The organism is Amycolatopsis albispora (assembly GCF_003312875.1).
Lineage (GTDB): Bacteria > Actinomycetota > Actinomycetes > Mycobacteriales > Pseudonocardiaceae > Amycolatopsis > Amycolatopsis albispora.
Genome location: NZ_CP015163.1, coordinates 7496865 through 7509655, shown reverse-complemented (window position 1 = coordinate 7509655; position 12791 = coordinate 7496865). Strand labels below are relative to the sequence as shown.

At 70.3% G+C, this 12791-nt stretch carries 14 protein-coding genes; 9 read left to right on the top strand and 5 right to left on the bottom strand.

Translation table 11 applies throughout. The features are described 5' to 3' along the window. Positions 1–158 precede the first annotated feature (158 nt). On the top strand, positions 159–1091 hold the full coding sequence (locus tag A4R43_RS35645) for a TetR/AcrR family transcriptional regulator C-terminal domain-containing protein (protein WP_113696103.1): 933 nt from the start codon (positions 159–161) through the stop codon (positions 1089–1091). A gap of 108 nt (positions 1092–1199) precedes the next feature. On the opposite strand, the gene A4R43_RS35640 is transcribed toward A4R43_RS35645, so the two are convergent. Further along, positions 1200–1997: a thioesterase family protein gene (locus A4R43_RS35640; RefSeq protein WP_113696102.1), complete on the bottom strand. Its 798-nt coding sequence runs from the start codon at positions 1995–1997 to the stop codon at positions 1200–1202. A 45-nt stretch (positions 1998–2042) separates the two neighbouring features. Between A4R43_RS35640 and A4R43_RS35635 the strand changes: the two genes are divergently transcribed. From A4R43_RS35635 to A4R43_RS35625, 3 genes are read left to right on the top strand one after another with little or no spacing between them, the layout of a single operon-like run. Continuing rightward, positions 2043–2723 carry a TetR/AcrR family transcriptional regulator gene (locus A4R43_RS35635; protein WP_113696101.1) on the top strand — a complete coding sequence of 227 codons (681 nt, stop codon included), beginning with the start codon at positions 2043–2045 and terminating at the stop codon, positions 2721–2723. A 9-nt stretch (positions 2724–2732) separates the two neighbouring features. Then, on the top strand, positions 2733–3422 hold the full coding sequence (locus A4R43_RS35630) for a tetratricopeptide repeat protein (RefSeq protein ID WP_113696100.1): 690 nt from the start codon (positions 2733–2735) through the stop codon (positions 3420–3422). A 29-nt stretch (positions 3423–3451) separates the two neighbouring features. Next, complete coding sequence (locus tag A4R43_RS35625) at positions 3452–4507, top strand: epoxide hydrolase family protein (protein ID WP_113696099.1); 1056 nt, start codon at positions 3452–3454, stop codon at positions 4505–4507. Here the strand turns inward: A4R43_RS35625 and A4R43_RS35620 are convergent. Then, on the bottom strand, positions 4500–4910 hold the full coding sequence (locus A4R43_RS35620; protein ID WP_113696098.1) for a nuclear transport factor 2 family protein: 411 nt from the start codon (positions 4908–4910) through the stop codon (positions 4500–4502). The two genes, A4R43_RS35625 and A4R43_RS35620, sit on opposite strands and share 8 nt — an antisense overlap. 96 nt (positions 4911–5006) lie before the next feature. Here A4R43_RS35620 and A4R43_RS35615 point away from each other — a divergent pair, with 96 nt between their 5' ends. Further along, the gene (locus tag A4R43_RS35615) at positions 5007–5531 is read left to right on the top strand and encodes a TetR/AcrR family transcriptional regulator (RefSeq protein ID WP_113696097.1); all 525 of its coding nucleotides are present in this window, start codon (positions 5007–5009) and stop codon (positions 5529–5531) included. Here the strand turns inward: A4R43_RS35615 and A4R43_RS35610 are convergent. After that, on the bottom strand, positions 5512–5907 hold the full coding sequence (locus tag A4R43_RS35610) for a PPOX class F420-dependent oxidoreductase (protein ID WP_113696096.1): 396 nt from the start codon (positions 5905–5907) through the stop codon (positions 5512–5514). The two genes, A4R43_RS35615 and A4R43_RS35610, sit on opposite strands and share 20 nt — an antisense overlap. A gap of 89 nt (positions 5908–5996) precedes the next feature. On the opposite strand from A4R43_RS35610, the gene A4R43_RS35605 reads away from it, so the two are divergent. Together A4R43_RS35605 and A4R43_RS35600 are read left to right on the top strand one after the other, a co-directional pair. Beyond that, positions 5997–7640 (top strand): acyl-CoA carboxylase subunit beta, encoded by a 1644-nt coding sequence (locus A4R43_RS35605; RefSeq protein ID WP_113696095.1) that lies wholly within the window; start codon positions 5997–5999, stop codon positions 7638–7640. Positions 7641–7651: 11 nt separating this feature from the next. Next, positions 7652–7870, top strand: a complete 219-nt coding sequence (locus tag A4R43_RS35600; protein WP_113696094.1) for an acyl-CoA carboxylase subunit epsilon — start codon at positions 7652–7654, stop codon at positions 7868–7870. Between the two features lie 87 nt (positions 7871–7957). Here A4R43_RS35600 and A4R43_RS35595 read toward each other — a convergent pair whose 3' ends face one another. Next, the gene (locus A4R43_RS35595) at positions 7958–9823 is read right to left on the bottom strand and encodes a glycoside hydrolase family 3 protein (protein WP_113696093.1); all 1866 of its coding nucleotides are present in this window, start codon (positions 9821–9823) and stop codon (positions 7958–7960) included. A gap of 119 nt (positions 9824–9942) precedes the next feature. On the opposite strand from A4R43_RS35595, the gene A4R43_RS35590 reads away from it, so the two are divergent. Both A4R43_RS35590 and A4R43_RS35585 read left to right on the top strand, forming a co-directional pair. Then, positions 9943–10563, top strand: a complete 621-nt coding sequence (locus A4R43_RS35590) for a Maf family protein (protein WP_113696092.1) — start codon at positions 9943–9945, stop codon at positions 10561–10563. Between the two features lie 114 nt (positions 10564–10677). Then, a complete protein-coding gene (locus A4R43_RS35585; protein WP_162788708.1) occupies positions 10678–12030 on the top strand; it encodes a dicarboxylate/amino acid:cation symporter in 1353 nt (450 codons plus the stop codon). On the opposite strand, the gene A4R43_RS35580 is transcribed toward A4R43_RS35585, so the two are convergent. Further along, positions 12031–12747 carry a hypothetical protein gene (locus A4R43_RS35580; protein ID WP_162788707.1) on the bottom strand — a complete coding sequence of 239 codons (717 nt, stop codon included), beginning with the start codon at positions 12745–12747 and terminating at the stop codon, positions 12031–12033. Positions 12748–12791: the final 44 nt, after the last annotated feature.

The following is a 12791-nucleotide window of genomic DNA, read 5'->3' as shown; positions in this document are numbered from 1 at the left end:
GGTGACTCCCCTTGGTTGCGTGCGTACACCGTACATAGTTACCCGTACAGCCTACATATGTCCAGGATCTCCCGGAAGAAGCTGCACTAGCGCACTAGTGCGGTGGATAGGTGCACTAGGCTGGTGACGCGAGTCGGCGCCCGGAAGGAGTCCCCACCATGAACGCCGCGCCGTACACCCGGATCGTCGACGAGATCCGGTCGCGCATCGAGTCGGGCGAGCTGAAGCCGGGCGACCGGGTGCCGTCCACCCGGCAGATCACCCAGGACTGGGGCGTGGCGATGGCAACGGCCACCAAGGTGCTCACCACGCTGCGCCGGGAGGGCCTGGTGCGCGCGGTGCCCGGGGTCGGCACCGTCGTCCGGACCACCGAGGTCCCGGCGCCGCCCGTGCGCGCGACCCGCCGCCGGATGGCCGAGGCCGAGCTGAGCCGCGAGGCCGTGGTGCGCCGGGCGATCGAAATCGCCGACACCGAGGGCCTGCCCGCGCTGTCCATGCGCCGGGTCGCCACCGATCTCGGCGCCGCCACCATGTCGCTCTACCGCTACGTGCCGGGCAAGGACGAACTTGTCCTGCTCATGGCCAACACCTGCTTCGGCGACCTGCTTTTGCCCGCGGAAGCACCCGCGGGCTGGCGGGCGCGGCTGGAGGTGGCCGCGCGCACGCAGTGGCGGATCTACCGGAAGCACCCGTGGCTGGCGCAGGTCATCTCGATGACCAGGCCGCAGCCGCTGGAGAACCTGCTTTTGCACGCGGAATGGGCGGTGCGCGCGTTGCGCGACCTGGACCTGCCGAAGACAACGGTGCTCTACTTCCACCTCGCCGTGTTCGGTTACGTCCGCGGGGCCGCGGCGAATCTGGAGCCCGAGGCGGAGGCCCAGCGCGAGACCGGGCTGAGCGCGGACGAGTGGGTCGAGACGCAGGAGGGCGAGTTCAACCGGATCGTCGCGTCCGGCGCCATCCCGGCCTTCGCCGAACTCGCCACCCTCGACGACTTCGACCTGGACCTGGACGTGCTGTTCGAACTCGGCCTGCGCTGGACGCTCGACGGCCTGGCCGCGTCCCTGGAACGGGGCGACTACCCGCGCTAGTGCCGCACGCCCGCGATCTGGGTGGCCCGCGATCCGGGCCCGCGCCGCCCCTGGACACGAATGTGGCTTATGTGTCGCCCGGCGGAGGCTCCCGAGCGGCGCGGTGACCTAGTGGCGCACGCCCGCGATCTGGGTGGCTTGCGCGACCAGGCGGTCCTTGCTGTCGAAGGCCTGCGCGACCTCGTCCATCCGGTTGCCACCGACGTCGCCGGCGGTCATCCGCACGCGGATCGGGCCCGGCGCGGGCAGCCGCCGCAGGTATGCCGTGAACTGCACGGTCGGCGCCCAGCCGGACAGGCCGAGGTCGTAGGAAACCGGCGGCACCGGGTCCAGGGCGACGAGCAAGCTCAACGGGTCCCAGTCGGCACCGTCCGCGAGCCGCTGCCACGACGAGATCACCCCGCCGCGAGCCGGTTTCCCGACCGCGAAGCCGACCACGCGCGGGTCGAGCCGCTGCTCGACCACGTCCATCAGGTCCACCCGGAACCCCGCGCCCGGCGCCTCGGCGGGCGCGGGCACGCAGTCTTCTTCCGGCGGAATGTCGATCGGCTCGACGCCGGACCACCACGGGCCTTCGTCGTCCAGCAGACCCTGCGTGACCAGGGCTTCCACGCACGGCTTGCCGTTCTGCGCCAGGCGGGCGCGCAACTGCGTCAGCCCGCGACCGGCCCGCAGCACCTCCACCGTCACCCGCGCGGGCCCGGCGTCGGGCGGCGCGGAGAACGAACCGCTGATCGCGGTGGGGTGCGGGTGCGACGGCGACAGCTCGGCCGCGGCCCGGCCGAGCACGGCGAGCAGGTAGCCGCCGTGCAGCTTGCCGCCGACCGACCACTGCGGGTCCAGCTCGGCGTCGAACTCGGTCTCGGAGCGCCGGTCGAGCGCGGTGGCCTCCTGGAAGTTACCCATGGGTGCACATTGACACCGTTAACTTGACGCTGTCAACCTGATCCGGTGAGCGGGAAACGACAGCGGGCGAACGCGGGCGAAGGCGAGAAGCTGCGTGAGGAGATCCTCGAAGCCGCCGAAGCGCTGCTGATCGAAGCGGGCACCGAAGAGGCGCTGACCCTGCGGGCCGTCGCCCGGCGCGCCGGCGTCACCACCCCGTCGGTCTACCTGCATTTCGCGGACAAAAGCGCCCTGCTCGAAGCCGTCTGCCTGCGGGTGTGGACCGAATTGGCGGCGCGGATGCGGGACTACGCCGGTGGCGTCGACGACCCGCTGCGCGCGCTCGGCCGGTGCGGTCGGGTGTACGCGAACTTCGCGCTCGACCACCCGGTGCAGTACCGCGTGCTGATGATGCGCCCGACCAGGGGCCTCTCGCCGGGCGCCGACGCGTGCTTCCGGCACGTGGCCAAGGCCGCGGCGGCCTGCGTGGACGCCGGGATCATGCGCGGTGCCCCGGAAACGCTGGCGGTCGGCCTGTGGTCGGCGCTGCACGGGTGCGTGACCCTGCTGATCGCGCATCCCGGCTTCGCCTGGCCCGCCGACCGGGACGCGCTGATCGACAGCACCATCCGCATGGCCGGGTTCGGCACCGTGCTCGCCTCCCGCATCCCGCGCGAGGCCACCCCGTCCAGCGAGGAACTGGCCACCGGGCTCGACGCACTCACCGCGGGGTGGACCGGGCACTAGGGTTGGGGCGTGACCGAACCCGAGCAGGATCGGCTCGCCCCCGCGAAAATGTGGCTCGAACAGGGCCGGTACGACCGCGCGCTGGCCGAGCTGGACCGCTTCCGCTGGCGCGACGAGGTCGAGTCCACCTATCTGCGGGCGCTGGCGCTCTGGCTGAACGACCAGGACGCCGACGCCGTCAAAGCGGCTTCCGCGGGCATAAGACGGTTCGGCCCGCACGCGCCGCTGCTCAGCGTCCTGGGGCAGGCGTACCACTCGCTCGGCAAGCTGCCGAAGGCCGAGCGCGCCCTGCTGGACGCGCTCGAGCTGAGCCCCGACGACACCCACCTGCTCTGCGCCTACGCCCGCGTCTGCATCGACGCCGGTCAACTGGAGAAAGCCGCCGCGCTGCTGGACCGCGCCACCCCGGCCGCCGAAGTCACCCAGCGCACCCGTGACCTGCTTTTGCGGGCAAAAGCAGCGGACGACGAGGTGCAGCGGATCGAGCGGCATCCGCTGCTGCGGCCGCTGGCGCCGCTCAACCGGTTCGGCCCGATCAAAACCTGGATCGGCGTCCTGGTGCTCATCTTCTGCCTGCGAATGTTCGGCCTGACCCCGCTGTCCGTGCTGCTCGGTGTCGCCTGGTTCGCCTACGCGCTCTACTCGTGGTTCGCGCCCGCGCTGGTTCGCCGCCTGGTCCGGCGCAAACTAGGACATTAGCTGACCTACATGCTTCCTACGGTGGCTCCATGAGCACCGAGATCAAGCCCTTCCGCATCGAAATCCCCCAGGCCGACCTCGACGACCTCCGCGACCGCCTGGCCCGCACCCGCTGGCCGCGGCAGCTCCCCGGCGCGGAGTGGAGCCGCGGTGTGCCGGTCGCCTATCTCCGCGAACTCGCCGAATACTGGCGCGATGGCTTCGACTGGCGTGCCCAGGAGGCGAAGTTCAACGAGTTCCCGCAGTTCCTGACCGAAATCGACGGCCAGCCGATCCACTTCTTCCACCTCCGGTCGGCGAAGCCGGACACGCTGCCGCTGCTGCTCACCCACAGCTGGCCGAATTCGATCGCCGAGTTCGCCGAGGTGCTCGGACCGCTGTCGGAGGACTTCCACGTGGTCGCGCCTTCGCTGCCCGGCTTCGGCTTCTCGCCGCTGGTGGAAGAGGAGTGGGGAGTCGAGAAAGTCGCGCGGACCTGGGCGGCGCTGATGAACCGGCTCGGCTACGAGCGCTACGGCGCACACGGCAACGACGCCGGTGCGCTGGTGTCACCGCAGCTAGCGCTGGTCGACACCGAGCACGTGGCGGGCGTGCACATCACCGGCGGCCTCGGCATCACCACCGAGATGCTGGCCGAATGGGGCGTGGGCGGCAGCGGGTACGCCGAATACCTCGCCGCCCGGCCGCAAACGCTTGCGTACGGCTGGCACGATTCGCCGGTGGCGCAGCTGGCGTACCTGGTCGAGCGGTTCAAGGAGTTCGACGGCTGGCACCAGGCGGGCAGCACCGAGCCGATCGACCGCGACAAGATCCTGACCAACGCGAGCATTTACTGGCTGACCGAGACCGGCGCGACCTCGGCGTGGCCGTACTACACCGGTTCGGCGGGCCTCCCGGTCGACCAGGCGCTGGTGCCGACCGGCGTCTCCCACGGCGGCCCGGCCGAATTCCGCGAGGTCGCCGAGGCGAAGAACAACATCGTGCACTGGGCGAACCGGGACAGCGGTGGCAGCCACATGATCGCGATGGCCGCCCCGGATTCGATCGTCGCCGACCTGCGCGAGTTCTTCGGCAAGCTCAGCTAGGCAGGCCGCCGAGGAACTCGGTGATGGCCAGGGTGTTCTGGTACTCGCGCCAGTGCGTGATCCGGCCGTCGCGGACGCGGAGCACGCCGATGAAGGCGGCCGAGGCCGACTGGCCGGCCGGAAGCACGGTACCGGCCAGTTCGTATTCGACCACGATCCGGTCCGGGTCGGTGGTCTCGTGCACGGTCACGTTGCGGCACTCGTCGAACCGGATGGGCAGTTCGCCCCGCGTGCGCTCGGCGAAGGCGACAAACTCGGCCTTGCCGTCGAACCGGCGGGGGTGCCCCGGCGGGGAGAACGGCGTCTCGACAACGGCGTCCTCGGCGAGCAGGTCGTCGAACGAGACCGGACCGCCGAGCCAGCCGTCACACATCGCTTCGAAGGTTTCCCGGGCATCCGGCATCGGCTTCCCCTAATCTGAGCCGCGACTCATCTTGGTCTCGCCGAGGATAATGAGTCACCACTCATTTTGTCGAGCGCTGGTTCGAGGGGAGGCGGGATGCCACGGGCGGACGCGGTGCGGAACCGGGAGCGCATCCTGGCCGCGGCCGAGGAGGTTTTTGCCGAGCAGGGCGCGAGCGCCTCCACCGAGGAGGTCGCGCGGCGTGCGGGCGTCGCGGTCGGCACGGTGTTCCGGCATTTCCCCGCAAAAGCCGATCTGGTCGCCGCGATCCTGAAGAACCTGCTGGCCGGGCTGAAGGCGGAGGCGGCGCACCTGGCCGACCACGGCGATGACGGACTGTTGGTGTTCTTCCGCAGCGTGGTCGAGCTGGCGGCGGCGAAGCGGACCGTGGTCGAGGCCATCAACATCCGCCTCGACCTGGGCGAAGTCCTGACCGAGTTCCGCGATCAGGTGCAGCTCCTGCTTTTGCGGGCAAAAGCCGCCGGGGTGGTGCGGGAGGGGATCGAGGTCGACGAGGTGCTGGCGTTGATGGCCGCGCTCAGCCAGGCCGCTCTCGACGCGGACCTGCGGGACCGCACGCTGGAAGTGGTGTTCGCCGGGCTCAGCGGACGTGCCCGGTGACGCGCTCGGCGACCACCCGGACGATCACCCGTTCCGCGCCCGGCGCGTCGGGCCCGGCGTCGCGGCCGTCGTACTTGTGCGAAAGCTGGTGGTCCAGCGCGCGCTCGGGATCGGGCGTGATGCTCGCGCGGCCGCGGATCTCGGTGTAGCGCTCGGGGTCCTCGCGGTCCATGATCGTCACGCTCACCCGGGGGTCGCGACGCAGGTTCCGCTCCTTGACCCGCCCGGCGACGGTGGAGAACAGCAGGTCGTCGCCGTCGCGGCCGACCCACATCGCCGAGGTCTGCGGGCTGCCGTCCGCGTTCACCGTGGCCAGTGCCGCGTAGTTGCGCCCGTCGACCAGCGCCCGCACCGCCGCGCTCAGTTCCACACCCATGCCACGAACCTAGTGGTGGCCCCAGACCCCGGTGACATAGGCGACGCCAGGCCCCCGAAAACCGCCTCACGTCGTTAAGCTCGCCAGCCATGAGCAGTGCGACGGAGCCTGTCGGGACGCCCCCGAGCGAAGAACCGGACATCCACACCACCGCCGGCAAGCTCGGCGACCTGTACCGGCGCTACGACGAAGCGGTGCACGCCGGCTCGGCGCGCGCGGTCGAGCGCCAGCACGCCAAGGGCAAAAAAACCGCCCGCGAGCGCATCGACCTGCTGCTCGATCCCGGCTCGTTCATCGAGCTGGACGAGCTGGCCCGGCACCGCTCGACCAACTTCGGCCAGGACCGCAACCGCCCGTACGGCGACGGCGTGGTGACCGGCTACGGCACCGTCGACGGCCGCCCGGTCTGCGTGTTCAGCCAGGACGTCACCGTGTTCGGCGGCTCGCTCGGCGAGGTGTACGGCGAGAAGATCGTCAAGGTGATGGACCTGGCGATCAAGACCGGCCGCCCGATCATCGGCATCAACGAGGGCGGCGGCGCGCGCATCCAGGAGGGCGTGGTCTCGCTCGGCCTCTACGGCGAGATCTTCACCCGGAACGTCAAGGCCTCCGGGGTGGTCCCGCAGATCTCGCTGATCATGGGCGCGAACGCGGGCGGGCACGTGTACTCGCCGGCGCTGACCGACTTCGTGGTGATGGTCGACCAGACCTCGCAGATGTTCATCACCGGCCCGGACGTGGTCAAGACGGTGACCGGCGAGGAGGTGACGCTGGAGGAACTCGGCGGTGCCCGCACGCACAACACCAAGTCCGGCAACGCGCACTACATGGGCTCCGACGACGAGGACGCCATCGCCTACGTCAAGGAACTGCTGTCCTACCTCCCGGCGAACAACCTCTCCGAGCCGCCGGTGTTCGAGGCCCCGCAGCCGACCGGCGAGTCGATCCACGACGAGGTCACCGACTCCGACCGCGAGCTGAACGAGCTGATCCCGGACTCGGTGAACCAGCCGTACGACATGCACGAGGTGATCACCCGCGTGCTCGACGACGGTGAGTTCCTCGAGGTGCAGGAGCTGTTCGCGCCGAACATCATCGTCGGCTTCGGCCGGGTGTCCGGGCAGAGCGTGGGCATCGTGGCGAACCAGCCGACGCAGTTCGCCGGCTGCCTCGACATCGACGCCTCCGAGAAGGCCGCGCGGTTCGTGCGGACCTGCGACGCGTTCAACGTCCCGGTGCTCACCTTCGTCGACGTGCCGGGCTTCCTGCCGGGCACCGACCAGGAGTGGAACGGCATCATCCGCCGCGGCGCGAAGCTGATCTACGCCTACGCCGAGGCGACCGTGCCGCTGATCACGGTGATCACCCGCAAGGCCTACGGCGGCGCGTACGACGTGATGGGCTCGAAGCACCTCGGCGCCGACCTGAACCTGGCGTGGCCGACCGCGCAGATCGCGGTGATGGGCGCGCAGGGCGCGGCGAACATCGTGCACCGGAAGACGCTGGCCGAGGAGGCCGCGAAGGAGAACGGTGACGTCGACGGCCTGCGCGCGAAGCTGATCCAGGAGTACGAGGACACGCTGTGCAACCCGTACGTGGCCGCCGAGCGCGGGTACGTCGACTCGGTGATCGTGCCCGCGCACACCCGCAGCCACGTGGCCCGCGCGCTGCGGCTGCTGAACGACAAGCGCGAGACCCTGCCGCCCAAGAAGCACGGCAACATCCCGCTGTAAAGGGGTACCGCATGTCCGAGAACCGACCGCTGCTGCGCGTGGTGCGCGGCACCCCGGCCGACGACGAACTCGCCGCGCTGACCGCCGTGATCGCGGCGGCGGCTTCTGCGGGGGAAAGCCGGTCCGAGCCGGAAAAGCGCAGGTCACGATGGGCTGACCGGGCGGCGAGCCTGCGCCAGCCGCTGCAGCCGGGGCCGGGGGCCTGGCGCGCTTCGGCCCTGCCGCGCTAGCTCCCCCTGATGTCACGAATGTGGCTTTCGAGACGCGAAACGTCTCGAAAGCCACATTCGTGACACTGGCTGCCCCCTCTGCCCGGGTTACGTTTTCGGGTAGGTCAGGCCGTAGCCGTACGGGAACAGCGCCTTCTTCCCGTCCCCGACGTTGATCGGCAGCTGGTCGAAGCTCTCCGCCCACGAGAAGGTGAGCTTGCCGCTCGGCCGGTGGTCGCCGAAGAGCACGTCGGCGACGCCGGCGCCTTCGGTGCCCGGCAGCCAGGCCGCCAGCAGCGCGTTCCAGCCACCCAATTCCGAGGTGATGTCCAGCGGACGCCCGGACACGGTCACCACGACCACCGGCACGCCGGTCGCCTTCAGCTTCGCGATGGTCGACAGGTCCTCGGCGTCCAGCTTCAGCCCGTTGGGCCGGTCACCCTCGCCCTCGGCGTACGGCGTCTCGCCGACCACCGCGACCGCGACGTCGTAGCTGCCGTCCACCCCGTCGCCCTCGCGGTCGTAGGTCACCTTCGTCCGCGGCCCGCCGACCTGCTGGATGCCCTGCAGGATCGTCGTTCCCGTGGTGATCGGGCCGCTGCTGCCCTGCCAGGTGATGGTCCAGCCACCGGACTGGTTGCCGATGTCGTCGGCGTTCTTGCCCGCCACGAAGACCTTGCTGCCCTTCTTGAGCGGCAGCGCGCCCTCGTTCTTCAGCAGCACCTGCGACTTCCTGACCGCCTCACGCGCCACCGCGCGGTGCTCGGCGCCGCCGAAGTCCTTCTGCAGCGAGCGGTCCGCGTACGGCTTCTCGAACAGCCCCGACTCGAACTTCTTGGTCAGGATGCGGCGGTTCGCGTCGTCGAGCCGCGCCTGGGACACCCGCCCAGCATCAACTTCCGCCCGCAGCAGCGAGATGAACTTGGGTGCGTCGTAGGGCTCCATGAACAGGTCGATGCCCGCGTTGACCGACTCCCGCACCTCGTCCGCGGTGAGGTCGTCGTTGTTGCCGTTGAGCTGGTGGACGCCGTTCCAGTCGGACACCACCAGGCCGGAGAACCGCAGCTCCTTCTTGAGCACGTCGGTGATCAGGTACCGGTGGCCGTGTGCCTTCTTGCCGTTCCACGACGAGAAGCTGATCATCACCGAACCGGCGCCGCGCTTGATCGCCTCCTGGAACGGCGGCAGGTGGATCTTGCGCAGTTCGGCTTCGCTGATCTCGGTGTTGCCCTGGTCGTCACCGCCGGTGGTGCCGCCGTCGCCGACGTAGTGCTTGGCCGTGGCCAGCACCGAGCCCTTCGCCTTGAGCGAGCGGCCCTGGAGGCCGTTGATGATGGTCGCGTTGTCGATGGCGTCCTGCGGGGTCTCGCCGAACGACTCGTACGCGCGGCCCCAGCGGTCGTCGCGGGAAACACACAGGCAGGGGGCGAAGTCCCAGGTCGGGCCGGTGGACCGGACCTCGGACGCGGTCACCTTCCCGATCTTCTCGACCAGCTTCGGGTCGTGCGCGGCACCGAGGCCCACGTTGTGCGGGAAGATCGTCGCGCCGTAGACGTTGTTGTGCCCGTGCACCGCGTCGACGCCGTACAGGGTGGGGATGCCGAGCGGCGTGGACACCGCCGCCTTCTGGTAGGCGTCGTACATGTCTGCCCACGCGGCCGGGGTGTTCGGCGTCGGCACCGAGCCGCCACCGGACAGGATCGAGCCGAGCCGCAGGTCGGCGGCCTGCTGCGGGGTGACCGCCTGGCGCTCGGCCTGCACCATCTGGCCGATCTTGTCGTCCAGGCTCATCCGGCTCATCAGGTCGTGCACCCGCAACTGCACCGGCACGTACGGGTTCTGGTAAAGCGGCCAGAACGTTTCGGGCGCGGCGGTCGCGCCGGCCGGGGCCAGCACGGCGCCGGTCAGCAGCAGGCCGCTGACCAGTACACCCGTCGTTCGGGACGTTCTCCTGGCGCGGAGACGAAGGGACATCGGTGTCCTCCGGGGAGAGGTTTCGGGCATATGTTGCGCGCGACAACAAAGTAGACCGTGACCTGGCGCACAGGCGTCACAATTCGATAACAGGGACCGGTCGGCTAACCTCTGGCCTCGTGCGCTTCGTTCTCGCTTCCGCCTCACCCGCCCGGCTCGCGGTGCTCCGCGCGGCCGGCATCGACGCCAGCGTTGTGGTCTCCGGGGTCGACGAAGACGCCGTCGCCGCGGCGCTGACCGACCCGTCCCCCAGCGAACTCGTGGTCGCGCTGGCGCGGGCGAAGGCCTCCGTGGTCGCGGACGAGGTCGCCGCGACGCACACCGACGCGGTGGTCGTCGGCTGCGACTCGATGCTGTCGATCGGCGGCGAGATGGTCGGCAAGCCGGGCAAGCCCGAGGTGGCCATGAAGCGCTGGGCGGTGATGGCCGGCGGTTCCGGCGACCTGCTCACCGGGCACGCGGTGATCCGTTTGCGCAACGGCGAGCGGGTGGCCGAAGCCGACGGGTCTCGCTCGACCACGGTGCGCTTCGCCAGTCCGTCCGAAGAGGAACTGGAGCGCTACATCGCAACAGGGGAGCCACTTTCCGTCGCCGGATCGTTCACTTTGGACGGTCTGGGCGGCTGGTTCGTGGAAGGCGTGGACGGCGACCCGTCCAGCGTGATCGGCATCAGCCTGCCGCTGACCAGGAACCTGCTCGCCGAGGTCGGCGTGCGCGTCACCGACCTCTGGCGCGAATAACTCTCATATCCTGAGACTCGCCCCACACGGGCAGCGGTTGCGGAAGAGTCTCGCGACGCCGAGCGTTGAACCCGCTCGGCAGTTCACGCAACCTTCACGCACCGGAGCGAGCCCGTGTCTTTCATACGGACCTACAACAAGCCGTCGGTGTTCGCCGGGGCAGTGCTCGGCGGACTCGTCCTCGGCGCCCTGCTGGGGGTGCTGGCCAGGACCACCGGGACCCAGTGGCTGACCGACACCCTCGACCAGATCGGCAGCGTGTTCACCACCCTGCTGCAGATCGCGGTCATCCCGCTGGTGTTCACCGCCATCGTGGTCGGCATCAGCAGCCTGCGGAACCTCGGCGGCGGCAAGACCGCGGCCCGGCTCGGCGGCAAGACCGTGCTCTGGTTCGCCATCACCTCGTTCATCGCGGTGCTGATCGGCATCGCGGTCGGCAAGATCGTCGACCCCGGCAGCGGCGGGTTCGCCGCGCAGGCCACCGCGAAGAACGCCGAGAAGGCGGCCAACGCCACCGGCGGCTCGTGGACCGCCTTCATCGAAGGCCTGCTGCCGCAGAACTTCTTCTCCGCCTTCGCCGAGGGCGAGACGCTGCAGGTGCTGTTCCTGGCCATCCTGTTCGGCGCCGCCGCCTACAGCCTCGGTGACCGCGCCAAGCCGTTCGTCGACCTGACCACCAGCGTGTTCGAGATCGTGCAGCGCTACCTCGGCTGGATCGTCCGGCTCGCCCCGATCGGCGTGCTCGGCCTGATCGGCGCGGCGGTGGCCAACTACGGCGACGCGCTGCTCGGCCCGCTCGCCTGGCTGACCGGCGCGGTGTGGATCGGCGCCGGACTGGTGCTGTTCGTGGTCTACCCGATCCTGCTGCGGTTCGTGGCGAAGGTTTCGCCCGCCAAGTTCTTCGGCAAGGCGTGGACGGCCATCCAGTTCGCCTTCGTCTCGCAGTCCTCGGCCGCGACGCTGCCGCTGACCCGCCAGTCCGCGGTGAACCTCGGCGTCAACCCCGGGTACGCCAGCTTCGCCACCCCGCTGGCCAGTGCGACCAAAATGGACGGTTGCGCGGCGGTTTTCCCGGCCATCGGCTCGATTTTCATCGCGAACATCTCCGGCGTCTCGCTGAGCGTGTGGCAGTACGTGGGCATCGTCTTCGTGGCGATCTTCGGCGCGCTGGCCACCGCGGGCACCACCGGCTGGCTGACCGCGCTGACCCTGACCACCGGCCTGATCGGGCTGGCCCCGGAACAGGTGGCGCTGGGCATCGCGCTGATCTACTCGGTGAACCCGATCATGGACATGGCGCGCACGGCGACCAACGTGGCCGGGCAGATCGTGGTGCCGACCATCGTCGCCCGCGGCGAGGGCCTGCTCGACGACGAGGTGCTCAACACCCCGAGCACGCCGCCGCTGCTCAGCGACACCGGCGCGGCCCCCACCCGCCGCGGTGGCCCCGAGCCCGCCCCGGCCTGATCACGAAACCGGGCAGGGACGCAGGTCGGCTTCGGTGAGCCGGACGTTCGGCCAGCCCCGCAGCTGCGACGGCACCGAGTAGCGCTTGGTGCAGCCGGCCTGCTTCCCGCTCAACTCGAAGACCTCGGCCAGCACCGGCCCGCGCGGACACCCCGGCGCGGCCGGTGCGGCCGAGGCGCATTCGTGCCGGACGACCACCACCTCCGGCGCCGCGTCGCCGACCACCTGCGTGAGCAGCACCCGGCCGGCGTCGGAGAAGTACAGCCGGTCCGACTGGCGCCAGGTGTCCCCCGGCGCGACGAACAACTCGGCGATCACCCCGCCCTGGTAGTCGCCGTGCACCAGGCAGGCGGCGAGCGCGCCGTCCACGCACTGCAGCGAGTTCTGCCCGACCGCCACCTCCATCGGCGCCAGCGCGCTCTCCAGCACGAAGTCCGAGCCCAGCCCGCCGAAGCGCAGGTGGGCCTGCCCGCCCTCCGGATCGGCGAGCAGCTCGGCCGTGGTGCCCTTGACCGGCTGGCTGCCCAGCACCTGGCACGCGCTGGGCCCGCATTCGGACGCGGCACCCGCCGTGGTCGGCACCCCGCCGGCGCCCGGCAGGGCCCGGTCCGGCTCGTCCGGGCGCAGCAGCACCGCGGTCACCAGCGCCCCCGCGGTGACCAGCACGGCGAGCACCGCGGTCACCACAATGGACCGCGGCGCCTTCTGAGCTGACACTTCCCCTCCTTCCCCCGCCTTCCGCAGGGTAGGACAACCCGCTC

Excerpts from the sequence above, each read along its gene's own strand:
- A4R43_RS35615 (WP_113696097.1), top strand. The coding sequence starts at position 5,007 with ATGCCACGGGCGGACGCGGTGCGGAACCGGGAGCGCATCCTGGCCGCG.
- A4R43_RS35610 (WP_113696096.1), bottom strand. The coding sequence starts at position 5,907 with ATGGGTGTGGAACTGAGCGCGGCGGTGCGGGCGCTGGTCGACGGGCGC.
- A4R43_RS35620 (WP_113696098.1), bottom strand. The coding sequence starts at position 4,910 with ATGCCGGATGCCCGGGAAACCTTCGAAGCGATGTGTGACGGCTGGCTC.
- A4R43_RS35640 (WP_113696102.1), bottom strand. The coding sequence starts at position 1,997 with ATGGGTAACTTCCAGGAGGCCACCGCGCTCGACCGGCGCTCCGAGACC.
- A4R43_RS35625 (WP_113696099.1), top strand. The coding sequence starts at position 3,452 with ATGAGCACCGAGATCAAGCCCTTCCGCATCGAAATCCCCCAGGCCGAC.
- A4R43_RS35605 (WP_113696095.1), top strand. The coding sequence starts at position 5,997 with ATGAGCAGTGCGACGGAGCCTGTCGGGACGCCCCCGAGCGAAGAACCG.
- A4R43_RS35595 (WP_113696093.1), bottom strand. The coding sequence starts at position 9,823 with ATGTCCCTTCGTCTCCGCGCCAGGAGAACGTCCCGAACGACGGGTGTA.
- A4R43_RS35645 (WP_113696103.1), top strand. The coding sequence starts at position 159 with ATGAACGCCGCGCCGTACACCCGGATCGTCGACGAGATCCGGTCGCGC.
- A4R43_RS35600 (WP_113696094.1), top strand. The coding sequence starts at position 7,652 with ATGTCCGAGAACCGACCGCTGCTGCGCGTGGTGCGCGGCACCCCGGCC.